Source organism: Actinoplanes xinjiangensis (assembly GCF_003148685.1).
GTDB classification, from domain to species: Bacteria; Actinomycetota; Actinomycetes; order Mycobacteriales; family Micromonosporaceae; genus Actinoplanes; species Actinoplanes xinjiangensis.
The window spans coordinates 1-25768 of record NZ_QGGR01000037.1; the positions used below are offsets into that span (position 1 = coordinate 1).

The window sequence follows — 25768 nt, forward strand, 5'->3', positions numbered from 1 at the left end:
TCGAGCACGCTGGACAGGTGCTTGTTGATCTGATCGCGGCTGGTCAGGGCACGTTCCAGATCGAGGGAGCCGATCACGTTGCGCAGCGTGGTGACGGTCAGCTGCTCGATCGCCTGGAGGAAGTGCGAGATCTCGTAGGTGGCCCGCACCGGGTCGACGACCTTGAAGTAGAGCACCGTGTCGATCGAGACGACCAGGTTGTCCGAGGTGATCACCGGCTGCGGCGGGAACGACACCACCTGCTCACGCATGTCGACCTTGGTCCGGACCGCGTCGACGAACGGCACCAGCAGATTGAGACCGGGTGACAGGGTCCGCTTGTACTTGCCGAGCCGTTCGACCACGTCCATCCGCTGCTGCGGGACGATCCGGACCGACTTGGCGAGGGTGATCACCGCGAACATGACGATCACGATGCCGAGAATTGCCAGAACCACTTCCATGACGTCGCTCCCTAAAGGTTGGGCAGGTCGTCTTGCCACACCAGGAGCGTCGCGCCCTGCAACTCGACGACCCGGACACGGTCGCCGGGCGCGAAGGTCTCCCGGTCATCGGCGGAGCGGGCCTGCCACAGCTCCCCGTCGATCCTGATCATGCCGCGGTCGCCGGTCACCTCGTCGATCACGATGCCGAGGGAACCCGCCATCGCCTCGATGCCGAACGGCCGTTCGCCGGTCTCCACCGCCGGACGGGAATGCCGCATGATGACCGGGCGCAACGCCGCCACCGAGATGCCGGAGACGACCGCGAAGACGATCAGCTGCACCAGCAGGTCCGCGCCGAGAGCGGCGGCACCGGCCGCGGCAAGGGCACCGGCGGCGAAGAAGATGACGAGGAACGTGACGGTGAAGGCTTCGGCGATGGCCAAACCTATGGCGAGGACGACCCATATCAAGGCTTCCACTCCCCGATCGTGGCACGTCTGTGCACGCGCAGCACAGTTAGACCCATGAGTTCGCAGGAGGAGAGGACATACTGTGACGTTGCTTCCGGAGACCTGCCGCCGGATCGATGAGATAGCCGCCCGGGCGCAGTCCGCCGGCCGGGTGCCGTCACTCGCTCTCGCCGTCGTCCGTGACCGCGTGGTCCTGCACTTCGCGGGCGCCGGCGAGCAACCGCACCCGGACCCGAAGACTCAGTACCGGCTCGGCTCCGTCACCAAGACGATCACCGCGACGCTGGTCATGCAACTGCGTGACGAGGGATTCTTCGCCCTCGACGACCTGCTCTACCGGCACCTGCCCGGCACCCCGATCGGCGGTGTCACCCTGCGCCAGCTGCTCGGGCACGTCTCCGGCCTCCAGCGCGAGCCGGACGGCCGGTGGTGGGAACGCCACCCGGGCGGTGACGTGGACGCGCTGCTGGCCGAGTTGACCTACGAGAAGCTCGCAGGTGCCCCGTACCGCCGCTTCCGCTATTCCAACCTCGCCTACGGCCTGCTCGGCGCCGTCCTGGAACGGGTGACCGGCACGCCGTGGAGCGAGCTGGCCGGCAAACGTGTCCTCGACCCGCTCGGCATGAAACGCACCAGCTACCACCCGGTCGAACCGTACGCCCGCGGTTATGTCGTGCACGCCCTCAGCGGCGCCCTGCACGAGGAGCCGCGCCCGGACACCGGTGCCATGGCCCCGGCCGGTCAGCTGTGGTCGACGGTCACCGACATGGCCAAGTGGGCGGGGTTCCTGGCCGACCCGGCGCCCGCGGTCCTGGCCCGGGAGACCGTCGACGAGATGTGCGCGCCGGTGGTGATCAGCGACCTGGAGTCGTGGACCGCCGGCCACGGCCTCGGCCCACAGCTGTTCCGGGTCGGCGAGCGCGTCTACGTGGGCCACGGCGGCTCGATGCCCGGTTACCTCGCCCATGTGGCGGTGCACCGCGGCAGCCGGCTCGGCGCCGTCGTCTTCACCAACGCCTACGCCCTCGACCACACCAGCGTCCAGCAGGTCTGCCTCGACGCCCTCACCGCCGCCGTAGACAGCGAGCCCGTACCGGTCACGGTCTGGCGCCCACCGGCCGCGCCGCGGGGCGAGGCCGCCGAGATCTGCGGCCGCTGGTGGTGGATGGGACGCGAATACTCGATCACCCCCGACGGCGACACCCTGGTCATGTCGGGACCGTTCGCCCCGACGCGTTACGCCCGCGAGGCCCCGGACCGCTGGCGCGGCCTGTCCGGCGCCAACGAGGGCGAGGTCCTGCACATCCTCCGCACTCCGGAGGGGGCGGCCGAACGCCTGGACATCGCCACCTTCCTCTTCAGCCGCGACCCCATGCACCTGGCCTGAGAAAACGCATACGGTACGGCCCACCCCTCCCCCGACCGCACCTACGCCGCCCCGCAGCGTCCCCGCGCGGTGGCTGCCCACTCCCGGCCTCCACCGCGACCGCCGGGCCGGTCCGCCGCTCACCGGCTGGCTCCCACCGCTGTCTCAGTGGTGTTGAGGCAGCGGTGACGACCAGCCACACCCACACGAACCGGCAACCGGCCCAAGACGCCCAACCCGGCTGGCTCCCACCGCTGTCTCGGCAGCGCTGAGACAGCGGTGACAACCAGCCGCACCTGAACGGACCGGCAAGCGGGCCCAAGACGCGAACCTGGCTGGCTCCTACCGCTGTCTCAGCGGCGCTGAGACAGCGGTGGTGACCAGCCGGGTCGGGGTGCGGGGGTGGTGGGTGCGGGGGTGATAGGCGGGGTGGGGGTGGAGAGGCCCAGGGCCAGGCCGGCGGCGACCGTGGTTATGCCGAGCCAGACGGCCGGGGACGGGAGCGGGCCGCCGAGCGCGACGCCGGTCGCGGCGGCGGCGATCGGCGCGAGGCCGGTGAGCAGGCCGGCGCGGCCGGTGCCGAGGCGGGCCACGCACGTGTACCAGAGCAGGAACGCGACGGCCGTGACCAGCACCGCGAGGTAGGCGCCGGCAAGCAGGTCGTCGAGGTGGATCCGGGTCACCGCGGCCGGCCCCTCGGTGGACAGGCCGAGCACGGCGAACATGGCGGCGCCCAGCCAGGTGGCGTGCACGGAGACGCCGAGCGGGCCGTGCCGGCCCAGTACCGGGACCGCCAGCAGGGTGAACGCGGCCTCGCAGGCGAACGTGACGGCGGCCCAGAACAGGCCTGTCGCGTCGGTACGGCCGAGGCCCTGCACCAGCATCGCGCCGGCGGTCACCACGGTGGCGGCGGTCAGCACACGGACCGCGGGGCGACGGCCTTCGAGGACCGGGCCGGCGGCGGCCAGCAGGATCGGGACGCACGCCACGGCCACGCCGATGACGGCGGGTTCGGCGTGCCGGGAGCCCTGCACCAACGCCACGTTGAAGATCACCAGGCCGGTGACGGTCACACCGAGCAGCCACCACCACTCCCGGCCGCGGGGCCGGAGCACCGGCGGGCGGCGGACGGGGGACGGCGAACGGGCGGCGTGCGGGATGGGCGAACGGGGGGCGGGCGGGGTGGGCGGGCGACGGACCGGGTATGGCGAACGGGCGGCGTGCGGGGTGGGCGGGCGACGGACCGGGTATGGCGAACGGGTGGCGTGCGAGGTGGGCGGGCGACGGCGGGTCAGGTGGGCCCAGAGCAGGAGCAGCAGGCAGGCCACGGCGTAGCGGAGGGCCTGGACGGTGTACATCGGGGCGTCGGCGAGGTGACCGGAGACGGCGACGCTGCCGCCCACGAAGATCATGCCGGCGGCACCGGCGAGGACCGGGAGAGCTTTCATGACCTGATGCTCGGGGCGGAGTATGGTCCGGATCGAGGGCCAATGCGACGGCGGTGAGGTGGACCAATTTCCGGATCCGACTTTCTCCAGCTCCGCGCCGAGGAGGCGCCGGCCAAAGGGCTGACCGCCTGGCTGACCGAGGGGCTGCGGGCCGCGGTGGCCGCCGGGCGGCTGTCACCCGGTTCGCGGCTGCCCGCCACCCGGCTGCTCGCCGGCGAACTGGGCGTGTCCCGGGGCGTGGTGGTGCAGGCCTACCAGCGGCTGGCGGACGAAGGACTCGCCGAGGCGCGGACCGGCTCCGGGACGGTGGTCACCGGCCGCGGGGTGCGGCGGGCGCCCCGGCCGGCCGGCGACCGGCGGCGGGCCCTCGACGAACTGCGGCTGCCGATCTCCACCACGGACGGCGTCGACATCGACCTGTCCCCGGGAGTGCCGGACCTGTCGGCCTTCCCGCGGGCGGCGTGGCTACGGGCGGAACGGGCCGTCCTCGACCGGGTGACCGCCGCCGACCTGCGGTACGGCGACCCCGGCGGCACGCCACGACTGCGGGCGGAGCTGGTGGGCTGGCTGGCGCGTACCCGTGGGGTGCGGTGTGAGGCGGACGACGTGGTCGTCACCGCCGGTGTCGCGCAAGGGCTCGCCCTGCTCGCGCAGGTGTTGCGGGCCCGGGGTGTGGACGCGCTCGCCGTCGAGGACCCGGGGTCGCGGGGCGCCACCGACCAGATGGTGTTCTGGGGGATGCGGCCCACCGGGATCGGCGTCGACGAGCACGGCATGCGGGTCGGGGAGCTGGTCGCCACCGGCGTGCGGGCGGCCCTGCTGACACCCGCGCACCAGTTCCCGACCGGGGTGGTGCTGTCCCCGGAGCGGCGGCGGGAGCTGCTCGCCTGGGCGAACCGGGACGGCGGCCTGGTGATCGAGGACGACTACGACGCCGAGCACCGGTACGACCGGGCGCCGGTCGCCGCGCTCCAGGGTTCCGCACCGGAGCGGGTCGCGTACCTCGGCAGCGTGTCGAAGTCGCTGGCCCCGGCGATGCGGACCGGCTGGCTGATCGCGCCCCGCGGCATGCAGGCCGAACTGCTGGCCGCCAAGCACGCGAGCGACCTGGGCAATCCGGCTCTGCCGCAGCTCGTCCTGGCGCAGCTGCTGTCCTCGGGGGACCACGACCGGCATCTGCGCGCCGTCCGTACCCGCCAGCGGTCCCGCCGGGACGCCCTGATCGCCGGATTGCGCGCGCATCTGCCGGAGGCCCGCGTCGCCGGCGTCGCGGCCGGACTGCACGTGCTGGTCCTGCTGCCGGGCACGGCTGACGACGTGGTCCTGGCGGGCCGGGTCGCGGCGGCCGGCGTACAGGTGCAGCCGCTGTCCTGGCATCGGCGCCGGCCCGGACCACCCGGCCTGGTGATCGGCTATGCCGCGCACCCGCCGGACCGCCTGGCCGAGGCCGCCGCCCGGATCGGCCGCGCCCTCAGTCGTCCAGGACCGTGACGAAGTCGATGAGCCGTTCCATCGAGTTGATCAGCGGGGTCTCGACGTCCCGGTAGGAGCTGACCGAGGCGAGGATGCGCCGCCACATGTCGGCCGGCTCACGGACGCCGGCCGCCTCGCAGACGCCCTCCTTCCACGGCCGGCCCGGTGGAATGACCGGCCAGGCGCGCAGGCCCACCCGTTCGGGCTTGACCGCCTGCCAGACGTCCACGTAGGGATGCCCGGTGACCAGGACGTTCGGGTCGGTCACGGCGGCGACGATGCGGCTCTCCTTGGACCCGGGGACCAGGTGGTCGACCAGGACGCCCAGCCGTCGCCGGCCACTCGGGCGGAACGCGGCGACCGCGCCGGCCAGGTCGTCGATGCCGTCGAGCGGCTCCACGACGATGCCCTCGATCCGCAGGTCGTCGCCCCAGATCCGTTCGACGAGCGCGGCGTCGTGGATGCCCTCGACCCAGATCCGGCTGGCCTTCGCGACCTGCGCCTTCACGTTGTCGACGGCGACCGACCCGGACGCGGTCACCCGGCGCTGCCGCGGCTGCGGGCGGGCCGCCGGGCGGACCAGGGTGACCGTCTCACCGTCCAGCAGGAACGCGGCCGGAGTGAGCGGGAAGTTACGGCGTTTCCCGAACCGGTCCTCGAGCACCACGGCGCCGAGTTCGAACCCGACCACGGCACCGCAGAACCCGGAGTCGGCGTCCTCGACGACCAGATCCGGTTCGGCCGCCACCTCCGGAATCACCTTGCGGCGGCGCCAGTTGCCCGCCATCACATCCTCCCCATACATGCCCCGCACTGTATGCGCGATCTCGGACACACCCTCGGTGACGCTCCGAGCCGAGACAAGTCTCCGCACCGCCACGTACCCTTGCTCGCATGTCACCCGCAGCCGATGCGGCCACCCGTACCGCGCGCCGGTCCACCAGGTTCGTCACCTGGGTGCGTGCCTGGCGTGCCGGTCTCGTCCCCTTCGACGAGCTGGCCGACGTGATCGCCGCCGACGAGGAACACCTCGTCGCCGACGCCCCCGGCACCTGGACGGACGTTCCGCTCAGCCAGGGCCTGCCGATCTTCGCCAAGCTGCGGCCCGACGAGATCCGGCTGGTGCTGCCGGTTCCCGGCGATCCCCGGGGCCTGCCCGGCCCGGGTGAGCTGACCGGTGCGGCCCTGTTGGCCGGCGAGGCCGTGATGACACCGGCGTTCGGGGTGGTGCCGGAGGTGCGGCGGCACACGTCGGGCTCCGGTGTGGAGTTCGAGACCGTGCTGTGGCGGGTGCTGCCGGCACCCGAGTACCGGCCGGTGTTCCAGATGGGCGCCGCCGAGGCCGAGGCGCAGCTGACCGCCGCCCTCGGCGAGGCCACCACGCGGCTCACCAAACTGGACGTGGCCCAGTGGAAACCGGAGCTCGCCGGTGCCCTTCAGGCGCTGCGCCGCCCGGAGAGCACCGAGACCCTGCCACCCGGCTTCGACCCGCGCTCGCGCCGCCTGTTCGCCCGCGCCAGCGTCCTTGACCAGGTGCTCGCCCTCGCCGGGACGAACGCGCCGGGCGGGGCCGTCAACGGCTACGAGGCCCAGCAGCGTGACGAGGCCCTGCGCCCGCTCACCGCCGCGTGCCGTCAGGCGCTGGTCGCGGCCTGCAACTCCCCGCTGCACCCGTGACGTCCGCGCAGGACCGCTACGCGCACTGCACGTTCTGTGGCGCCCGGTTCCCGTCCGGCCAGGCCTGGCCACGCCGGTGCGGTGCGTGCGGCGAGACCAGTTACCTCAATCCCAGCCCGGTCGCCGTCGCGGTCCAGCCGGTCGGGCACGGCCTGCTCGCGGTGCGGCGCGGCATCGCGCCGGCCCGTGGCCGGCTCGCCCTGCCGGGCGGGTTCATCGACGTCGGTGAGACGTGGCAGGCGGCCACGGCCCGCGAGCTGTTCGAGGAGACCGGGGTCGAGGCGGACCCCTCGGGGGTACGCCTTTACGACACGATCAGTGCCCCCGACGGAACGATCCTGGTGTTCGGGTTGCTGCCGGCGCTACCGAGCACGGGGCACCTGCCCCCGCCGCCGGTGGAGGACGAGACGTTGAGCCGTGAGGTCCTCTACGGCCCGACCGAGCTGGGCTTCAGCATCCACACCGCGATCGCCACCCGCTGGTTCACCGAGCGCCGCTAGCTCTCTCGGTGGTCGACGGGATCGCCGGACGGTTCGGCCGCCGGTGCGGTGAGCACCACCTGTGCTGTGACACAGCCCAGCGCACACAATCGCGGATCGTGTGCGTCCATCCTCGCCATGACGGTGGTCAACGCCCACGATCCGAACAACGTGAGCGCCCATCTTCGCCATGACCCCACCCAGCGCACACGATCCGCGATTGTGTGCGCTCGTCGCCGTTGTAGGCATCACAGGCCCGGCCGCAACCCGACGAAGCGCGGCCCCACGAAGTCCGGGCCAATGAAGCGCGGGCCAATGAAGCGCGGGCCAACCAAGCTCGGGTCAACGAAGTGCTGGTCAACCAAGCGCGGGTCAACCAAGCGCGGGTCAACCAAGCGCGGGTCAACGCAGTGCGCCGTGCCGAACGGAAGGACGCGGGCAGAACGAAATGGCTCAGAGAGCGGCGAGCCCTTCGCCGCAAGCGATGGCCGGCTACAGGTGCATTCGCGCGGATGACGCCTTCGCGAGGCCCGTCATCCCGGTGGGCCTCGTCAGCATCGCGCTAGTCGATCAGGTCGGCGTCGACCAGTTCATCGAGCAGGAGACGGATCGCGGGGGCGCAGCGGTGGGCGTCCGATGAGGTGAACCAGCCCAACTCGGCGATCTCGGCGGCGGCCGCCGGCGTGCCGTCCGCGTCGCCGGTGAAGCACACCAGCCGCACGCGGGTGCCGGGCGGCCGGTTGTGGGCGGGCGCGTCGATGGTGACGAACGGCTGGAGGGCGGCGGGATCGACGGCGAGACCGACCTCCTCGGCCACCTCGCGGGCCGCGGCCTCGGCGTCGGTCTCCCCCGGTTCCGGTTTGCCGCCGGGCAGGTAGAACGCGTCCGAGCCGTCCGCCCGCACGGTGAGGACCCGCCGGTCCCGAACATGCACCCAGGCCGCCGCGACGACGACGTCCACGGCGGTCATACGAGCATGAAGGGTTCGCCGGCCTCGAAGCGGGCCAGGTGGTCCAGGGTCACCGGCACCGAGCCGGACAGGTCCGCGGGCAGCGCGCCGGGGTCGAAGAAGCCGGCGTCCAGCGTCTCGTCGGTGGTCCGGACCAGTTCACCCGACCACGAGTCGACCCGGACGGCCAGCGACACGTGCTGGTACGTCGCCCCGAACACATTGGTGTGCAGGTGCTCGCCGGAGTAGAGGGCGAACGGGGTGACACCGTGCGCGGTCAGGCCGGTCTCCTCGTACACCTCCCGGATCGCGCAGTCACGGACCGTCTGGCCGAGTTCCATGGTGCCGGCCGGCAGCGCCCAGAGGCCGTTGTCGTTGCGCCGGATCAGCAGCACCCGGCCGTCCGGGTCGCGGACCACCGCCCTCGCCCCCATCGTCAGCAGGACCGGCTCGCTCCCGGTGATCGCCCGGAGCCTTCCCAGGTACGACTCTTCCCACGGCACGGCAGAACGCTATCCCAACGGCGTGGACGCCCGGTGAACGGGACCCGCTCAGAACCGGTCGGCGGCCGCCGACCGGACAGGTGTGAGCCGGACGACGATGCCGATGATGCTGGCCGTGGCCGGTGTGCTGCTGGCCGGCGGCACGGTCCCGCCACGGTTCGGGTGGTCGTCGTCGGTGGTGATCTCCGGTTCGATGAGCCCGGTCGTCGAGGCGGGTGACGTCGTCGTCACCTCGCCTCTGCCGGAGAACCGGATGCGGGCCGGCCACGTGATCCGGTTCCACGACCCGCGCAGGCCCGGGCGGTACGTGCTGCACCGCATCGTCGGGGCCACCGGCGACGGCCGGCTGGTCACCAAAGGGGACGCGAACCGGGTGGTCGACGCGGCCCCGGTGCCGAAGGGGACGGTCACCGGGGTGTGGCGGCTGCGTGTGCCGTACCTCGGCCTGCCGGTGCTCTGGTGGATCCGCGGCGAGTATCCGATGGTGGCACTGACGGTGCTGGGCCTGCTCGTAACCCTGGGGTGGTGGTGGTCTAGATCTCGTCGATCAGGTCGGCGACCGAGTTGATGATGCGGGACGGCCGGTACGGGTACGTCTCGCTCTCCAGCTTGCTGCTGATGCCGGTCAGCACCAGGATCGTCTCCAGCCCCGCCTCGAGACCGCAGAGGACGTCGGTGTCCATCCGGTCGCCGATCATCGCGGTGCTCTCGCTGTGCGCGCCGATCGCGTTGAGCGCCGAGCGCATCATCATCGGGTTCGGCTTGCCGACGAAGTACGGCTTCACGCCGGTCGCCTGGGAGATCATCGCGGCGACCGAACCCGCGGCCGGGAGCAGGCCCTCGTTCGACGGGCCGGTCGCGTCCGGGTTGGTGCAGATGAACCGGGACCCCGCACTGATCAGCCGGATCGCCTTGGTGATCGCCTCGAAGCTGTAGGTGCGGGTCTCGCCGAGGACCACGTAGTCCGGCTCGAACTCGGTGAGGATGTAGCCGGCCGCGTGCATGGCCGTGGTCAGTCCCGCCTCGCCGATCACGTAGGCGGTGCCGCCGGGACGCTGGTCGGCGAGGAACTGCGCGGTCGCGAGCGCGGCCGTCCAGATCGAGTTCTCGTCCACGTCGAAGCCCATCCGGTACAGACGGGCCTGCAGGTCACGCGGCGTGTAGATGGAGTTGTTGGTCAGGATGAGGAACGGCTTGCCGCTCTGCTTCATCCGGTTGACGAACTCGGGTGCGCCCGGCACCGGCTCCCCCTCGTGGACGAGGACACCGTCCATGTCGGTGAGCCAGCTCTCGATCGCCTTGCGCTCCTTCATCAGGATGCCTTTCGTCGCGCGGGTGGGGGGCAGCAGTCCGCGGGGCAGACATCCCAGATCGGGAGCGTACCGAGGGACTCCCGCGACCGGTCGGCGGTCCGCTCCTGTACCAGCCGGCGGATCATCGACACGAAATCCGGGTGGACGCCGGGCGTCACGGCCCGGGCGTATCCGAGACCGAGCCGGTCCGCGGTGTCCTTCGCCTCGTTGTCGAGGTCCCAGATGACCTCGAGGTGGTCGGAGACGAAACCGATCGGACTGACCACCACGTCGGTCACCCCCTTGGCGGCGAGCGCCTCCAGGTGATCGTTGATGTCCGGCTCGAGCCACGGCACCTGCGGCGGGCCGGAACGGCTCTGCCAGACCAGGTCATAGGGCAGGTCCGCGGCGGCGGTCGCGTGGACCAGGCGCGCGGTCTCCTCCAGCTGGGCGTTGTAGCGGCCACCGGTGGGGCCGGCCGTCTCGGCCATGGTCACCGGGATGGAGTGCGCGGTGAAGACCAGCCTGGTGGTGGCGCGGCGGGCCGGATCCAGCCGGGTCAGTGCCGCGGTCACCGCCTCGGTGTGCGGCCCGACGAAACCGGGATCGTCGTGGAACTGCCGCAGCTTGGCGATCCTCGGGGCCCCGGGGCCGACGTGCGCCCGGGCCGCGGCGATGTCCTCCCAATACTGCTTGCAGGAGGAATAGCCGCCGTACGCGCTGGTGGCGAAGCCGAGTGCATTCTCGACGCCGTCGTCGCGCATCTGCGCCAGGGTGTCGGCGAGCATCGGATGCCAGTTGCGATTGCCCCAGTACGTGGGCAGGCCGACGCCGTGTTCCGCGAATTCGGTGTCGATCGCGGCGAGCAGATCACGGCACTGCTGGTTGATCGGGGACACCCCGCCGAAGTGCATGTAGTGCTCAGCCACTTCGGCGAGGCGCTCATCCGGTACACCACGCCCACGGACCACGTTCCGTAGGAACGGCATCACGTCATCAGGTTTCTCGGGGCCGCCGAAGGAGAGCAGGACGAACGCGTCGTAAACCACTCGCCCATCCTGCCACCGTGTCAGGCACCGATCGCGTGGTAACCCCCGTCAACGTGTACAACCTCACCAGTGGTCGCCGGGAACCAGTCCGACAGCAGGGCGCAGATCGCCTTGCCGGCGGCGGCGGTGTCGTACAGATCCCAGCCCAGCGGAGCCCGCTCCGCCCACGCGTCCTCGAACTGCTCGAAGCCGGGGATCGACTTGGCGGCCATGGTCCGCAGCGGGCCGGCCGCCACCAGGTTGCTGCGGATCCCCTGCTTGCCCAGGTGCAGGGCGAGGTAGCGGGACGCCGACTCGAAGCCGGCCTTGGCCACGCCCATCCAGTCGTAGACCGGCCACGCCTTGGTCGCGTCGAAGGTCAGGCCGACGATGCTGCCGCCCGGCGACATCAACGGCAGGGCGGCCTTGGCCAGCGACTTGTACGAGAAGGTCGACACCTGCAGCGCGGTGGCGACGTCCTCCCACGGCGCGTCCATGAACCCGCCGCCGAGGCAGGACTGCGGGGCGAAGCCGATCGAGTGGACCACGCCGTCCAGCCCGTCGACGTGCTCGCGGACCTTGTCGGCCAGCCCGGCGAGGTGCTCCTCGTTGGTCACGTCCAGTTCGATGACCGGCGCCGTCTCCGGCAGCCGCTTGGCGATCCGCTCCACCAGGGACAGGCGGCCGAAACCGGTCAGCACGACCGTCGCCCCCTGCTCCTGGGCGATCTTCGCCGCCGAGAAGGCGATCGAGGCGTCGGTGATGACACCCGAGATGAGCAGCCGTTTTCCGGCCAGCAATCCAGACACGTTGTTTCTCTCCTGAAAAAGTTTCCCGGGACTTCAGTGGCCCATTCCGAGCCCACCGTCGACCGGCAGCACGGCGCCCGAGATGTAGGCCGCGCTGTCGCTTGCCAGGAAGGTGACCGCCGCGGCGACCTCGTCGGTGGCGGCGAGACGCCCGGCCGGGACGGCTTTGATGATCTCGGCCTTGCGGGCGTCCGGGAGGACGGCGGTCATCTCCGTCTCGATGAAACCGGGCGCCACCACGTTCGCCGTGATGTTGCGGCTGCCCAGCTCACGCGTGATGCTACGGGCCATGCCGACCAGGCCGGCCTTGCTCGCCGCGTAGTTCACCTGGCCGGGTCCGCCGTACAGGCCGACGACCGACGAGATGAAGATGATCCGGCCCCATCTGGCCCGCAGCATCTTCGCACTGGCCCGCTTCGCCACCCGGAACGCGCCGGTCAGGTTGGTGTCGATGACCCGCTCGAACTGCTCCTCGCTCATCCGCAGGAGCAGCGTGTCGTCGGTGATCCCGGCGTTCGCGACGACCACCTCGACCGGGCCGAGCTCGTTCTCGACGGTGGTGAACGCGGCGTCGACCGCGGCCGAGTCGGTGATGTCGCACTGCACACCGAACAGGCCCTCCGGCGCCCCGGAACCACGATGGGTGACGGCCACCCGGTCGCCCTGCTTCGCGAAAGCCTGGGCGATGGCCAGGCCGATACCGCGGTTTCCTCCGGTCACCAGAACGGTGCGAGCCACAACACACTCCATTCGACAGGCTTCACTCACGCAGGGTCACAGGGGCCCTGAAGAGCGAGACTATCGGCCCGGCGTACCACCCCGGAGGGACGGGCCCGCCGACTTACCCCCCGTTCAGTGCGGGGCCGATTTTCTTAAGTCGCGATTAAGGAGTACGCTCCCAACCGGTTCCCGAGCCCGACGACGTACGGAGGTGATCGCTGTGCGAGATAGCGATCCTCCCAGTCGTGGCCGGGACGCTTGTCAGCGTTTCTGACCGCTGACCAGACGACTCCCATTCGCACGCCCACCGGCTTCGTGCCGGCTCTTTCCGCGTGCGGTGGTTTCCGGCCGCGAGTGACCACAGCGCCCTTTGCTCAGTCGCCAGCGGAAGACGGTTCAACCATGCGTAACTTCGTCGCGCCCCTCGGTTTCACCCTGCTCTCGGCGTGGGTCGTCGTGCTCTTCGTGCTCGCCCACAACACGCCCTGACCAGCGATCAAGGCAGCCTCGATGTCCAGAGCAGACTCATCGCGGCTCCCGCCAGCCCCAGCAGCAGGCCGACCGCCGCATACCACTGCGTCACCTCGCGTGGCTCGGTGCGGTGCCCGATCGAGCTGCCCATGTCCTCGTAGACCTGCTTCAGCTCGCTGACCGACGCCGCCTCGTAGAAGTAGCCCTTCGTCGACTCGGCCAGGTCCTGCAGCGACAGCCGGTCCACCGGCACCCGCTGCACCGAGCCGCGGATGTCGACCACCCCGGTGTCGGTCCCGAACGCGATCGTCGACACCGGCACGTTGGCCTGCGCCGCCGCGGTCGCCGCGTCCTCGACCGAACGTCCCGACGTGCGGTAACCGTCGGAGAGCAGCACGATCCGGGCCGGCGGGGCACCGTCCGCGCCGTCCGACGGCACCATCCGGATCGCGTCCAGCGAGGTGAACACCGCCTCACCGGTCGCGGTCGCCTCGGCCAGCGTCAGACCGTCGATCGCGGAGATCACCGCGGACCGGTCCTTGGTCGGCGCGACGAGCACGTTCGCCGCCTTCGCGAACGAGACCAGCCCCAGGTTGTAGGTGGGCGGCAGCTCGCTCACGAACGCCTTCGCCGCCTCCTGCGCCGCCTCGATCCGGCTCGGCTCCACGTCCTCCGCCTGCATCGACAGCGACACGTCGATGGCGAGCATCACGGTCGCCCGTTCCAGCGGCTCCTCGGTGTCGACCGACGGGCGGGCGGTCGCCGTCGCCAGCGCGCCCAGCATCAGCAGGAACGCGGCCGCCGACACGTGCCGCCGCCAGCCCAGGCCCTTCGGCGCCAGGGTGCGCAGCAGGTCGACGTTCGTGAACCGCATCGCGTACTGCCGCTTACGGAACTGCCGCCAGACATACGCCCCGGCCATCGCCAGGACCGGTAGCAGGGTCAGCAGCCACCACGGCTCCAGGAAACGGATCATCGTGTGGTCCCTCGGGTACGGGCGTGGCGCGAAGCGGCCACGAAGCGGACCATGTCGAGCAGCCAGTCGGTGTCGGTGCGCAGCCGCAGGTGGCTGGCGCCGGCCGCACGCAGCGCGCGGGCGATCCCGGCGCGCTGCTCCCCGGCGGCCTCGGCGTACCGGTGGCGCAGTTTCGCGTCCGACGTCTGCACCTCGTGCAGCTCGCCGGACTCCGGGTCGGCCAGGGTCAGCACCCCGACGTCCGGAAGCTCCAGCTCACGTGGGTCGACCACCTCGATGGCCAGCACGTCGTGGCGGACCCCCAGCTTCCGCACCGGCCGGGCCCAGCCGTCCAGCGGCGCCAGGAAGTCGGAGATCACCACGGCCACACCGCGCCTGCGGGGTGGCCGGTTCAGCATGTCGATCAGCTCGCCGAGGTCGGCCCGGCCCGGCCGGATCGTCGTCCCGGCGATTGCCCGCAGCAGGCCCTGCGCCTCCTTGCGGCCGGGCCGCGCCGGCAGGCGCAGCACCGGGGCCGAGGGCGCCGGCTCGGGGTTCGCGGCCGCCTTCCGGCGCCACCAGCTCCCGCCGGGCCCCTTCGCCGGTACGCCGGACCCGGTGCCCACCACGGCGCCGATCCGGTTGCCGCCCCGGACGGTGAGATGTGCCATGGCCGTGGCCGCCGCGAGCACCAGGTCCCGTTTCAGCCATTTGGCGGTGCCGAAGTCCAGACTCGCCGACAGGTCCACCGCCAGCCACGTCTCCAGCTCCCGGTCGGCGACCGTCCGGCGCACGTGCGGCATCGTGGTGCGGGCCGTCACCGGCCAGTCCATCCGGCGCACGTCGTCGCCCGGCCGGTACTCCCGGGACTCGCCGGCCTCGGTGCCGGGCCCCGGCAGCAGGCCCGCGTAGTCGCCTTGGAGCAGGCCGTCCAGCTTGCGCGTGACGAGCAGCTGCAACCGGCCGAGGACGGCCTCGGCGCGGGCCGCCTCCTCCGGGGCGACGGGTATCGCGGCGCCCGGCGGCGTCATGAGCGGCTCGGCGGGGTCATGACCGGCTCGGCCAGTTGCCGTTGCCGCCCGGCTGCGGCGGCCGGCTGTCGAAGGTCGCGGCCGGCACGCCGCTGGTGGGCTGCACCCCGGACGGGCCGCCGGGGCCCGCGGCTCCGGCAGGTCCGCCCATTCCCGCGGGGCCGCCGACGCCGGCCGGGCCCGCGACGAACTGCGTGGTGGATGGCTGGCCGGAGGCGACCGGGGTCAGCGGGCCGGGAAGCGCCGGCACCGGCTGGCCCGGCTGGCCGAACATCGGCTGACCCGGCTGGCCCGGCTGACCGGGCTGACCGAACGTGGCGGGCGGGGCGCCCTGGCCGTTCGGCGAGCCCTGACGCGACGACACCTGCGGCGGCGGGACCATCTGCATGATGCGGGCCACGATGTGGTCGGCCGGGATGTCGTCGGCCAGCGCGTCGTAGCTGAGGACGAGGCGGTGCCGCAGGATGTCCGGCGCGATGTCCTGCACGTCCTGCGGCAGCGCGTAGTCACGGCCGCGCAGCAGGGCCAGGGCACGGGTCGCCCGGACGATGCCGAGCGAGGCGCGGGGACTCGCGCCGTACTGGATGAGCTGGGCCACGTCGGGCATGCCGTGCTGCGCCGGGGCACGGGTGGCCAGCACCAGCCGGACCGTGTAGTCGACCAGCGCGTTGTGGACGAACACCTGGTCGGCCCGGCGCTGGAGGGCCAGCAGGTCGGCCGGGGTGAAGATCTGCTTCGGCTCGGGGGCGCTCACCCCCATCCGGTAGACGATCTCCCGCTCCTCGGCGTCGGTCGGATAGCCGACCAGGATCTTCATCAGGAACCGGTCACGCTGGGCCTCGGGCAGCGGGTAGACACCCTCCTGCTCGATCGGGTTCTGGGTGGCCATCACCAGGAACGGGTCGGGCACGTCGTAGCTCTTGCCGCCGATCGACACCTGGTGCTCGGCCATCACCTCCAGCAGCGCCGACTGCACCTTCGCCGGGGCACGGTTGATCTCGTCGGCCAGCAGGAAGTTGACGAACACCGGGCCCAGCTCGACGTCGAACTGCTCGCTCGACTGCCGGTAGATCCGGGTGCCGACGATGTCCGAGGGCACCAGGTCCGGCGTGAACTGCACCCGGGAGAACGTGCCGCCGACCACCTTGGCCAGGGTCTCCACCGCGAGCGTCTTCGCCACGCCGGGCACGCCCTCCAGCAGGCAGTGCCCGCGGGCCAGCAGCGCCACGAACATCCGCTCGACCATCCGGTCCTGGCCCACGATGACCCGCTTGACCTCGAACATGGCCCGCTCGAGCTGCGACGCGTCCTGCGCGGGCGGCACCGGCACGCCGGCGTCGGCGCTGGTCTCGGTATCGGGCGTGCTCGGCTGCGCCACCGGTCCTCCACAACGGTCGAGATGCGCCGGCTATTCGACGGCGACGGTCAAGACTTACACGACAGACAACAGCACACGACTGAGAGGTTCCTAAGAACATCACGTCCGTACGCACGGCAGCATAGGGACCCGTGTCGTCATCATCGTCGGATCGCGGATGTCTTCGCAGCCCAGACCACCATGGGCCGAAGGTGTGGATCTTTCTGCGCGATCCGCCGGATCGGGCACCGTCACCGGGTACTCACGCGACCTCGGCAAGCGTGTAGCATTTGCATCGTCGCCGGGCGGCTTCCCCCGTGGCCGCCCGGCGCTCAAACTTCTCCTCCCGGCCGTAGGGTTACGGCATGGTCGAGGGCCCCGCTGAGAATTCCGCGCAGATCGCTCCGCAATGCTCTGCCAAGGGCTGCCGGGCGGGCGCCGAGTGGCAGCTCCTCTGGAACAATCCGAAGATCCACACGCCGGAGCGGCGGAAAACGTGGCTGGCCTGCGGTGATCACCGCACCACCCTCGGTTCGTTCCTCGACGCGCGCGGATTCCTGCGTGAGGTGACTCCCTTCGCCTCGTCGGACGGTGCGATCGTCTCCTAGGCTCTAGTTGTGACCGAGCCGTCCGTGCCCACCGTCGTCGATGCCCTTGAGCCGTGGCCCGGCACCGTCGCCTGGCGCCCGGTCTCCAGCCGGCTCATCGTCGTCCATCTCATCGGCATCACCGTCTGGACCGTCGTGCTGCTCGGCGGTCTCCTCACCGGCTACCTGATCGTCGGCGGGGCGCCAGGCTCTTCGGGATGGGCGCGGTGCTGGTCCTGGCCGTGTGGCGGGCCGTCATCGCCGCCCGTGCCGTCCGGGCCTGGGGCTACGCCGAGCGCGACAAGGACCTGCTCGTCCGGCACGGGCTGCTGGTCCGGCACCTGTCCATCGTGCCGTATGCGCGGATGCAGTATGTCGACGTCACCGCCGGACCGCTGGAGCGCGCGTTCGGGCTCGCCACCGTCCAGTTGCACACCGCCGCCGCGGCCAGCAACGCGCGGGTGCCCGGCCTGCCGCCGGACGAGGCGTCCCGGCTCCGCGACCGGCTGACCGCCCTCGGCGAGGACCGGGCCGAGGGCCTGTGACCGGCGCCGGAGTTCCGCACCCCCCGCAGGCCACCCCCGGCGGGCCCGACCCGGCCGCTCCGCATCCCGGCCTTCCCGCCGTCACCGGCCTCCCGAATGGGGCCGGGAGCACGGGTCCGCCTCTGACCGGCAGCGGGAGCGCGAGTCAGCCTCTTACAGGCAGCGGGAGCGCGGCTCCGCCTCTTACAGGCGGCGGGGGCGCGGGTCAGCCTCTTGCGGGCGGCGGGGGCGCGGGTCAGCCTCTTGCGGGCGGCGGGGGCGCGGGTCAGCCTCTTGCGGGCGGCGGGGGCGCGTGGTCCGTACCGGATGAGGGTTTTCCGGCTGGGGAGACGCCCGGCGCGGCAGGGGGGCGAGGGGCCGACCGTGAGGCGCGGCAGCGGCTGCATCCGCTGAGCCCGCTGCTCAAGGGTGCCAAGAGCATCGCGGTGATCGTCGCGGCACTGTCGTGGAACACGCTGGGTAAGGTCGGGGCGACCGACTTCGCGCTGATCGTGCTGGCGCTCGCCGTCGCCGTGGTGATCTTCGCGGCGGTCGGGTGGTGGAACACCGGGTATCACGTCGTCGGCCGGGAGCTGCGGATCACCGAGGGGCTGATCTGGCGGCGCAACCGGGCCATCCCGCTCGACCGGCTCCAGGCCGTCGAGGTGCGCCGGCCGCTGCTCGCCCAGCTCACCGGCCTCGCCGAGCTCCGGCTCGAGGTGGTCGGCGGCAGCAAGACCGAGGCGCCGCTCGCCTACCTGACCGTCCGTGACGCCGGCCTCCTGCGGGAACGGCTGCTGTCGCTGTCCGGCCGCGCGCCGGCGGTCGCCGCGCCCACCCCGGACGGCGCCGCGGAGGTGCCGCTCTACCAGGTCCGCAATCAGGACCTGCTGATCAGCCAGTTGCTCACCCCGCAGGCGTTCTTCCTGCCGTTCGGTGTCGCATGGGTGATCGCCCAGTTCGTGCTGGAGGGGACGTGGACGTTCATCGGCATCGCCAGCACCGTCACCGCGATGGCCGGCGTGCTGCTGCAACCGATCCGGCGGGTGCTGCGTGACTGGGACTTCCGGCTGTTCCGCGGGGAACGGCTCGTCCTGCACTACGGGCTCACCGAGACCCGCAGCCAGGTCCTGCCGCCGCACCGCGTCCAGACCGTGCGGGTCACCTGGCCGCTGTTGTGGCGGGCCAAGAAGTGGCTGCACCTGACGCTCGACGTCGCCGGCGTCTCCGGGCCCGAACCGGGTGAGGACCACAGTTCCGACCGCCTGATGCCGGTCGGTGACCTGGCCGCCGCCCGTGCCCTGGTCGCCGCCGCCCTGCCCGGCGTCGACCTGACCGGTCTCGCCACGTCACCGCCGCCGCTGCGGGCGAAGTGGCTGCACCCGTTCGGCCTGCGGTTCTACGGGGCCGGCCTCGCCGATCAGGTCTTCGTCAGCCGGTCCGGGCGGCTCACCCGGGAGATGACGCTCGTGCCGTACGCCCGGTTGCAGAGTGTCCGGGTCGTCCAGGGGCCGCTTCAGCGGCGGCTCGGGCTCGCCACCGTCTACGCCGACACCGCCGGCGGGCGGGCCGGCGAGGCCCGCGACCGGGATCTGACCGAGGCGTACGCGATCGCCGACCAGCTGGCGGCCCGCTCCCGTCAGGCACGGGCGGCCGCCGCGGCGGCGCCGCAGGTCACGCCCACCGCCCCCGGGTCGATGCCGCCGGTTCCGGCTTCCGGTCCGCCCGGTTCCGGGCCGTCCGAGGGGATACCTCCGGGCGCGGCCGACCGGCCGTTCGGCGCACCGCGGGACGAGACGTACTGGCAGCGGCCCGAACAGTCCTAAGCTGTGACGATGGAGCTTCCGGAGTTCGCCCCCGGTCTCAGCGCCCGGGTCGAGTTGACGGTCACCGACGCCGACACCGCCCAGTCCCTCGGGTCCGGCGACGTGCCGGTTCTCGGCACGCCCCGGTTGCTCGCCCTCGCCGAGGCCGCGACGGTCGCCGCCACCGCGCGGCAGATTCCCGGCGGCATCACCACGGTCGGCAGCCGGGCCGACATCGAGCACCGCGCCCCCACGCCGGTCGGCCGCCGGGTCACCGCCCAGGCCACCCTGACCAAGGTGGACGGGCACAGACTCCTGTTCGACGTGACCGTCCACGACGGCGACACCGTGGTGGCCGAGGTCCGTATCGAGCGGGTCGTCCTGGACCGGCAGCGGTTCATCGCCCGCGCCCTCGGCGACTGACCGCGGCCGGGTCGGCGTCGCGGGGTGGCCCCGGTGCGCCGCCTCAGCGATCTCCCCAGCGGGCCAGCAGGTCGGCGGGGGTGGGCATCGCGGTGGCACCGCCCTGCCGTTCGCAGACGAGCCCGGCCACCGAGAGGGCGAAGCGGACGTGCCCGGTCCAGGCGGCCGGCCCGGTGGGGCGGCCGCCGGTGAGCAGGCGACTGATCAGGGCGGCCATCACCGAGTCGCCGGCACCGGTGGCGTCGACCGCTTCGACCAGCGGGGCCGGGATGTCGGTGGCGCCGTCCCGGGTGGCGACGTGCGCCCCCCGGGAGCCGCAGGTGACGACGACCGCGCCCGCGCCGAGCGTGAGGATGTGGGCGGCGGCCGCGGCCGGATCGTGTTCGCCGTAGAGGGCCACCGCGTCTGCCGAACTGAGTTTGACCAGGTCAGCGGTGGCGAAGAACTCTTCGGTGAGGTCACGGAGCGCGTCCACGGCGGCAGTGCCGGGCAGCAGCGTCGGCCGCACGTTCGGGTCGAAGACCCGCAGCGGCCCGGCGGTCGACCAGGCGGCCCGGGCCGCGGCGAGGAACGGCTCGCGGAGGAGGCTGATCGAGCCGGCGTAGAGGACGGCGGCCCCGGCGATCGCCGGTACGTCGAGGTCGGCCGGGGTGAGCAGGGCGTAGGAGGGCGGCTCGCCGTAGAAGGTGAAGGTGGGCTCGGCGCCTTCGAACGTCGTGACGGCGAGGGTGGTGGGGACGCCGACCCGGCGTACCCCCTGGCCGTCGACGCCGGCGGCGCGCAGGAAGGCGGCCATCCGGTCGCCGAGGACGTCGGTGCTGAGCGTGCCCGCGAAGCGGACGTCCCCGCCGAGGCGCGCGACACCGACGGCGACGTTGAGAGGTGCGCCGCCGATCGCCTGCCGGTAGATCCGTTCGCCGTCGAGGTCCGCTTCGAGCAGGTCGATCAGCGCCTCGCCCATCACCATCGCGTAGCCCACGTCGCCAGCCTCTCATTCCGGGGCGCCGGTCCCAAGGGGCACGCGGGGGCCAGACCCACCCGATCGCCCGGTCGAAATAGGTGGATTTGAGACAATTACCGAATGAATACGTTAGCCCTGGCGATGGTGGCGCCGCTTCTGATCACGCCCGCGCCCGTTTCCGAGGGGACCTTCAAGACCTGGCGTGACGGCGCGCGCGCCGTCACCTACGACACCGCGTCGGTCCCGGCAGGCGCGCGGGCCACCGTCAAGATCATCGAAAACCGTCCGGGGGTACGGGTGAGCCTGCTCGCCACCGGCCTGACGCCGGGCCGGGCGTACGGCGCGCACCTGCACACCAGCCCGTGCGGGAAGGACCCGGCCGCCGCCGGCCCGCACTACCAGCACCGTCCGGACCCCGCCGCCGGACCGGGCAGGCCGTCGACCGACCCGGCGTACGCCAACCCGCGCAACGAGGTGTGGCTGGACTTCGTCGCCGACCGCAATGGCGTCGGCCGGGCGGTCAGCACGCAGAAGTGGACGTTCGGCGACGACCGGCAGCCGCGATCGCTGGTGCTGCACGCCGAGCACACGCACACCGAGCCGGGGGCGGCGGGCACGGCCGGCGCCCGGCTGGCCTGCCTGACCCGCGACGTCGCCGCGACCTACGCGAACGCCCCCGGCCGCGGGTGATCATGAGGCCGGGCCCGGCGCTGCCGGGTCCGGCGCTTCGGCGGTAACGTCGGGGGCACCGAGAACGGAGGCACCCACATGGCCGAGAACAGCGGCGCCCAGCCCGCACCGAAGACGGAGTCGCACGACCCCGACTTCCCCGAGGCGTTCCTGAGCTTCATGCGCCAGGGCTGGCGGGAGGATCCGCTGGCCGTGTCGCCCCTTCCCGAGGTGCCCAACTACGCGAAACGCCGCAACGCGCTCTCCGAGGCCTTCCCCGGTGAGACGCTGATCATCCCGAGCGGCAACGAGAAGGTGCGTGCCAACGACACCGACTACCACTTCCGCCCGGGCAGCGACTTCTTCTACCTGACCGGCGACCGCGACCCGGACAGTGTGCTCGTCCTGCACCCGAGCGGGTCGGGGCACGACGCGGTGCTCTACACCCGGCAGCGCAACTCGAAGGACACCGACCGCTTCTTCCGGGACCGCAACGGCGAGCTGTGGGTGGGGCGTACACACACGTTGTCGGAGAAGTCCACCGAGCTGGGAGTGACCGCGGCCCCGCTGGGTGACCTGGGCGCGGCGCTGGCCGGGTCGGCGCCGGGCCGGACCCGGGTGCTGCGCGGCCTGGACGCGAACGTGGACCGGGCGGTGCTGGCGTACGAGCCGGACCGGTCGCGGCCGCGCGACCGTGAGCTGGCCGGGGTGATCTCCGAGCTGAAACTGGTCAAGGACGAGTGGGAGATCGCGCAGTTGCAGGCCGCGGTCGACGCGACGGTGTTCGGCTTCGAGGACGTGGCGCGCATCCTGCCGGCCGACCGGAGTGTCAAGGAGCGGCTGCTGGAGGGCGTGTTCGGGCTGCGGGCCCGGCACGATGGCAACGACGTCGGCTACACGTCGATCGTCGGTGCCGGCCCGCACGCGACGATCCTGCACTGGGTGCGCAACACCGGTGTGACGAAGCCGGGCGAGCTGCTGCTGATGGACATGGGTGTCGAGGGCGACAACCTCTACACCGCCGACGTGACCCGGACGGTTCCGGTGAACGGCACGTTCACTCCGCTGCAGCGGCAGGTCTACGACATCGTGTACGCGTCGCAGCAGGCCGGCATGGACGCGATCCGGCCGGGTGTGGTCTTCAAGGACGTGCACAAGGTCTGCATGCGGGTGCTCGCCGAGGGCCTGCACGACCTCGGCCTGCTGCCGGTGAGCGTGGACGAGGCGATGGCCGACGACAGCACGATCTACCGGCGGTGGACGCTGCACGGGTTCGGGCACATGCTCGGCATCGACGTGCACGACTGCTCGGCGGCGCGCAACGAGGCGTACCGGGAGGGCCCGCTCAAGGAGGGCTACGTCCTGACCGTCGAGCCGGGTCTCTACTTCCAGCCGGAGGACGAGCTGGTGCCCGAGGAGCTGCGGGGTGTCGGCGTCCGGATCGAGGACGACGTGCTGGTGACGGCGGACGGCTGCCGCAACCTGTCGGCCGGCCTGCCGCGCGCCTCGGGTGAGGTCGAGCAGTGGCTCGCGTCGCAACGGGAGGCGGGTCCTCGCCTGCCCGGATGACCGTCCGGCAGGATCAGGGCATGAGCGCCACCGAGCCCGCCGTGCGGCTGCGTTGTTACGGCGGGCTCCGCATGTGGCGTTCCGGCGTCGAGGTCGACGTCGGGGCGCCGCGCCTGCGGACCCTGCTGGCGGCGCTGCTCGCGGCCCGCGGCGGCACCGTCGGGGTGGACTCCCTGGTCGAGCTGATCTGGGGCGCCGCGCCGTCACCGAGTGCGGTGAACCAGCTGCACCGGCTGGTCGGGCAGGCGCGGCGGTTGTTCGAGCCGGACCTGGCCAGCCGCGCCACCGGCAGCTGGGTGTTCCCCGCCGGTCAGGGATACCGGCTGGTCACGGATGCGCAGAGCTGTGACCTGATGGCGGTGCGGGCCCTGCTGGACACGCCCGGGGCGGTTCCCGCGGTGCTGGAGATCGTGCAGGAACCGGCGTTCGCCGGGCTGGACGCCGAGGTGCTCGGCCATCCGGCCTTCGTGGCCCTCGAACAGGAGCGGATCCAGATCGCGGTGGACGCCGCCGAACTCACCCTCGGCGATCCCGGCGCACTCCGGCTGCTGGCCCCGTTGCAGCGGATCGCCGCGTCGGCACCGCTGCACGAGCCGCTCCAGGCCCGGATGATCCGCCTGTTGACGTCGGCGGGCCGCCGGGCCGAGGCGCTGGTGCTCTTCGACGCGACCCGCCGTCTGCTCGCCGACGATCTGGGCGCCGACCCGGGCGCCGAGCTGCGTGGCGCGCACCTGGCGGCCCTCTCCGACGGTGAACCCGGCACCCCGCCCGCCCACCGGCCGGCGCAGCTGCCGCGCCGGGTGGCCGGCTTCGTCGACCGCGGCGACCTGACCGATCACAGCGCCGGCATCGTGGTGCTCAGCGGCATGGGCGGGATCGGCAAGACCGCCCTCGCGGTGGAGTGGGCGCACCGGCTGGCACCGAGCCACCCGGACGGGCAGCTCCACCTCAACCTGCGCGGCTTCGACCCGAGCGGCCGGGTGGTGAAGACGATCGACGCACTGGCCATGCTGCTCGAATCGGTCGGTGTCGGTCCCGCCGAGCTGCCGGGCGACGTCGACGCCCGCGCGGCCCGGTTCCGGTCGGCGGTCGCCGACCGGCGCATGATCATTCTGCTGGACAACGCGCGCGACTCCGAGCAGGTGCGCCCGCTGCTGCCCGGGGCACCCGGCTGTCTGGTGCTGGTGACCAGCCGCAACCGGCTCGCCGGCCTGGTGGCGCACGAGGGCGCCCGGGCGGTCCAGGTCGGCCGGCTCGACGAGGCGGGCGCCCGGGAGCTGCTCGCGAAGCGGATCGGCGCACCCCGGCTGGCCGCGGAGCCGGCGGCGACCACCGAGCTGATCCGGTTCTGTGCCGGCCTGCCGCTGGCGCTGTCGATCACCGCGGCCCACGCCGCGGTCCGGCCCGGCCGCAGACTCGCCGACCTGGTCGAGGAGCTGGCCTCGCAGGCCCGGCTGGACGCGCTCACCACCGGCGAGCCACACGACGACGTCCGGTCGGCGCTGTCCTGGTCCTATCTGGCGCTGAGCCCGGCGGCGGCGCGGCTGTTCCGGCTGATCTCGGTGCACTCCGGGCCGGAGATCCCGGTCGAGGCAGCGGCCAGCATCACCGGCACCTCCGGCGCGGCGGTGCGCACCGCGCTCGCCGAACTGAGCGCGGCCAACATGATCACCGAGGCCGGGCGGCAGCGCTACACCCTGCACGACCTGCTCCGGGCGTACGCCGGGGAGCTGCTCGGCGACGAACGCGCCGACGCGGTCGCCCGGCTGGTCGAGCACTGTCTGCGGGACGCCCGGAACGCGTACCTGACGTTCGGCCGCCCGGAGATCGCGCCACTCGGTCCGCCCTCACCGGGCATGACGTCCACGCCGATCGCCGACCTCGGCGACGCCCTGCGCTGGTACACCCGGGAGCAGGCCGCCCTGACCTGCATCATCGACCTGGCCCTGCTGCACGGCCACCACCGGGAGGCCGTGCTGACGGTGTTGTACCTGCGGGCGGTCCGGTCGGCGCGGGCCGAGCCGTACTCGGACTCCCGCGAGCAGACCATGCGGGTGCTGGCCGTGGTCGGCGACCTCGGCGAACCGGTGCTGGAGGCGGCGCTGCTGCGCGAGGCCGCCCTGGTGGAGAGTCCCACCGATCCGGCGGTCTCCCGGCTGCTGCTGCGCCGGGCGCTGGACATCGCGGAGCGGGCCGACGACGTGATCGGGCAGGCGCACGTGCTGCGCAACCTCGGGCTCACCATCGCCGGTGAGGACCGGGACCGGGCTCTCCCGTTGCTGCGGCGGTCGGTGCGGGCGGCACGGCGCACCGGCGAGCCGACCGTGCTGGTGTACTGCATCGACGCGCTCGCCCGGACCCTCCAGGAGGACGGGCAGCTGGACGAGTCCGTCACGCTCGCCCGGGAGGCGTTCGACATCGCCCTCGCCACCGGACTCGACGATCTGCGCAGCAATGCGGCGACCCGGCTCGCCGAGACCGCCCTGCTGACCGGCGATCACCGGCAGGCCGCCGCGATGGCGCGATGGGCCGCCGAGCACATACCGCCCGGTGAGATCCACATCCGGCTCCCGGTCTACGCCTTCCTCGCCGAGGCCAGCGACCGTCTGGGTGACGACGACCAGGCGCGGGCCGCGTGCGCCGTCTTCCGCGATCTGATGCGCCGGCACGGGCCGGCCTACCGGCAGGCGCTCGGCGACGAGGAGGTGAACCGCTTCATCGCCACGGTGGACAGGATCACGAGTGCATCGGAAATGCACTGATCTCGCACTGATCCA

24 protein-coding genes and 2 pseudogenes are annotated in these 25768 nt (G+C 72.3%); 12 read left to right on the forward strand and 14 right to left on the reverse strand.

Annotation, left to right across the window (positions count from 1 at the left end):
* Together BC793_RS43170 and BC793_RS43175 are read right to left on the reverse strand one after the other, a co-directional pair.
* A partial coding sequence (locus tag BC793_RS43170; protein ID WP_146246732.1) for an SPFH domain-containing protein occupies positions 1–443 on the reverse strand: 443 nt, incomplete at its 3' end.
* Positions 444–454: 11 nt separating this feature from the next.
* Complete coding sequence (locus BC793_RS43175) at positions 455–904, reverse strand: NfeD family protein (RefSeq protein ID WP_109602443.1); 450 nt, start codon at positions 902–904, stop codon at positions 455–457.
* Between the two features lie 73 nt (positions 905–977).
* Here BC793_RS43175 and BC793_RS43180 point away from each other — a divergent pair, with 73 nt between their 5' ends.
* Positions 978–2282, forward strand: a complete 1305-nt coding sequence (locus BC793_RS43180; protein WP_109602444.1) for a serine hydrolase domain-containing protein — start codon at positions 978–980, stop codon at positions 2280–2282.
* Between the two features lie 332 nt (positions 2283–2614).
* On the opposite strand, the gene BC793_RS43185 is transcribed toward BC793_RS43180, so the two are convergent.
* Positions 2615–3709 (reverse strand): DMT family transporter, encoded by a 1095-nt coding sequence (locus BC793_RS43185; protein WP_249037419.1) that lies wholly within the window; start codon positions 3707–3709, stop codon positions 2615–2617.
* Between the two features lie 132 nt (positions 3710–3841).
* Here BC793_RS43185 and pdxR point away from each other — a divergent pair, with 132 nt between their 5' ends.
* Positions 3842–5200 carry a MocR-like pyridoxine biosynthesis transcription factor PdxR gene (gene pdxR / locus BC793_RS43195; RefSeq protein WP_275416306.1) on the forward strand — a complete coding sequence of 453 codons (1359 nt, stop codon included), beginning with the start codon at positions 3842–3844 and terminating at the stop codon, positions 5198–5200.
* Here the strand turns inward: pdxR and BC793_RS43200 are convergent.
* Positions 5181–5987 carry a DUF3097 domain-containing protein gene (locus BC793_RS43200; protein WP_109602446.1) on the reverse strand — a complete coding sequence of 269 codons (807 nt, stop codon included), beginning with the start codon at positions 5985–5987 and terminating at the stop codon, positions 5181–5183. The two genes, pdxR and BC793_RS43200, sit on opposite strands and share 20 nt — an antisense overlap.
* Before the next feature lie 89 nt (positions 5988–6076).
* On the opposite strand from BC793_RS43200, the gene BC793_RS43205 reads away from it, so the two are divergent.
* Positions 6077–6859 (forward strand): hypothetical protein, encoded by a 783-nt coding sequence (locus BC793_RS43205; RefSeq protein WP_109602447.1) that lies wholly within the window; start codon positions 6077–6079, stop codon positions 6857–6859.
* Positions 6856–7359 (forward strand): NUDIX domain-containing protein, encoded by a 504-nt coding sequence (locus BC793_RS43210; RefSeq protein ID WP_203896601.1) that lies wholly within the window; start codon positions 6856–6858, stop codon positions 7357–7359. The genes BC793_RS43205 and BC793_RS43210 overlap by 4 nt, the downstream gene beginning before the upstream one ends.
* A gap of 541 nt (positions 7360–7900) precedes the next feature.
* Here BC793_RS43210 and BC793_RS43215 read toward each other — a convergent pair.
* Both BC793_RS43215 and BC793_RS43220 read right to left on the reverse strand, forming a co-directional pair.
* The gene (locus tag BC793_RS43215) at positions 7901–8308 is read right to left on the reverse strand and encodes an NUDIX hydrolase (RefSeq protein WP_109602448.1); all 408 of its coding nucleotides are present in this window, start codon (positions 8306–8308) and stop codon (positions 7901–7903) included.
* Positions 8305–8790, reverse strand: coding sequence for an NUDIX domain-containing protein (locus BC793_RS43220; RefSeq protein ID WP_239170649.1), 486 nt, complete (start codon positions 8788–8790; stop codon positions 8305–8307). The genes BC793_RS43215 and BC793_RS43220 overlap by 4 nt, the downstream gene beginning before the upstream one ends.
* 82 nt (positions 8791–8872) lie before the next feature.
* On the opposite strand from BC793_RS43220, the gene BC793_RS43225 reads away from it, so the two are divergent.
* Positions 8873–9358: a signal peptidase I gene (locus BC793_RS43225; protein ID WP_109602449.1), complete on the forward strand. Its 486-nt coding sequence runs from the start codon at positions 8873–8875 to the stop codon at positions 9356–9358.
* Here the strand turns inward: BC793_RS43225 and BC793_RS43230 are convergent.
* The 7 genes and pseudogenes from BC793_RS43230 to BC793_RS43260 all read right to left on the reverse strand — a co-directional run.
* A complete protein-coding gene (locus tag BC793_RS43230) occupies positions 9324–10160 on the reverse strand; it encodes an HAD-IIA family hydrolase (RefSeq protein ID WP_373871313.1) in 837 nt (278 codons plus the stop codon). The two genes, BC793_RS43225 and BC793_RS43230, sit on opposite strands and share 35 nt — an antisense overlap.
* On the reverse strand, positions 10103–11131 hold the full coding sequence (locus BC793_RS43235) for a ferrochelatase (protein ID WP_109602451.1): 1029 nt from the start codon (positions 11129–11131) through the stop codon (positions 10103–10105). The genes BC793_RS43230 and BC793_RS43235 overlap by 58 nt, the downstream gene beginning before the upstream one ends.
* A 20-nt stretch (positions 11132–11151) precedes the next feature.
* Entirely contained in the window at positions 11152–11919 is a 768-nt protein-coding gene (gene fabI / locus BC793_RS43240; RefSeq protein ID WP_109602452.1) for an enoyl-ACP reductase FabI, read from the reverse strand.
* A 33-nt stretch (positions 11920–11952) separates the two neighbouring features.
* Positions 11953–12657, reverse strand: a complete 705-nt coding sequence (fabG, locus tag BC793_RS43245; RefSeq protein WP_109602453.1) for a 3-oxoacyl-ACP reductase FabG — start codon at positions 12655–12657, stop codon at positions 11953–11955.
* A 478-nt stretch (positions 12658–13135) separates the two neighbouring features.
* Complete coding sequence (locus tag BC793_RS43250; RefSeq protein ID WP_109602454.1) at positions 13136–14086, reverse strand: 26S proteasome regulatory subunit RPN10; 951 nt, start codon at positions 14084–14086, stop codon at positions 13136–13138.
* A complete protein-coding gene (locus BC793_RS43255; RefSeq protein WP_109602455.1) occupies positions 14083–15096 on the reverse strand; it encodes a DUF58 domain-containing protein in 1014 nt (337 codons plus the stop codon). The genes BC793_RS43250 and BC793_RS43255 overlap by 4 nt, the downstream gene beginning before the upstream one ends.
* 277 nt (positions 15097–15373) lie before the next feature.
* Positions 15374–16474 (reverse strand): annotated as a pseudogene (locus tag BC793_RS43260) (AAA family ATPase); the annotation flags it as partial.
* Positions 16475–16818: 344 nt separating this feature from the next.
* On the opposite strand from BC793_RS43260, the gene BC793_RS43265 reads away from it, so the two are divergent.
* From BC793_RS43265 to BC793_RS43280, 4 genes and pseudogenes are all read left to right on the forward strand, one after another.
* The gene (locus BC793_RS43265; RefSeq protein ID WP_109602457.1) at positions 16819–17061 is read left to right on the forward strand and encodes a hypothetical protein; all 243 of its coding nucleotides are present in this window, start codon (positions 16819–16821) and stop codon (positions 17059–17061) included.
* Positions 17062–17070: 9 nt separating this feature from the next.
* Positions 17071–17585: pseudogene (locus BC793_RS43270) on the forward strand (PH domain-containing protein).
* Positions 17586–17965: 380 nt separating this feature from the next.
* The gene (locus BC793_RS43275; RefSeq protein WP_203896603.1) at positions 17966–19390 is read left to right on the forward strand and encodes a PH domain-containing protein; all 1425 of its coding nucleotides are present in this window, start codon (positions 17966–17968) and stop codon (positions 19388–19390) included.
* A gap of 3 nt (positions 19391–19393) precedes the next feature.
* Positions 19394–19792, forward strand: coding sequence for a thioesterase family protein (locus BC793_RS43280; protein ID WP_239170650.1), 399 nt, complete (start codon positions 19394–19396; stop codon positions 19790–19792).
* A gap of 43 nt (positions 19793–19835) precedes the next feature.
* Here the strand turns inward: BC793_RS43280 and BC793_RS43285 are convergent, their stop codons facing one another.
* Positions 19836–20771 carry a carbohydrate kinase family protein gene (locus BC793_RS43285; RefSeq protein ID WP_109602458.1) on the reverse strand — a complete coding sequence of 312 codons (936 nt, stop codon included), beginning with the start codon at positions 20769–20771 and terminating at the stop codon, positions 19836–19838.
* A gap of 102 nt (positions 20772–20873) precedes the next feature.
* Here BC793_RS43285 and BC793_RS43290 point away from each other — a divergent pair, with 102 nt between their 5' ends.
* From BC793_RS43290 to BC793_RS43300, 3 genes are all read left to right on the forward strand, one after another.
* The gene (locus BC793_RS43290; protein WP_109602459.1) at positions 20874–21443 is read left to right on the forward strand and encodes a superoxide dismutase family protein; all 570 of its coding nucleotides are present in this window, start codon (positions 20874–20876) and stop codon (positions 21441–21443) included.
* 78 nt (positions 21444–21521) lie between these two features.
* On the forward strand, positions 21522–22991 hold the full coding sequence (locus BC793_RS43295; RefSeq protein ID WP_109602460.1) for an aminopeptidase P family protein: 1470 nt from the start codon (positions 21522–21524) through the stop codon (positions 22989–22991).
* Positions 22992–23011: 20 nt separating this feature from the next.
* On the forward strand, positions 23012–25753 hold the full coding sequence (locus BC793_RS43300) for an ATP-binding protein (RefSeq protein WP_158319550.1): 2742 nt from the start codon (positions 23012–23014) through the stop codon (positions 25751–25753).
* Positions 25754–25768: the final 15 nt, after the last annotated feature.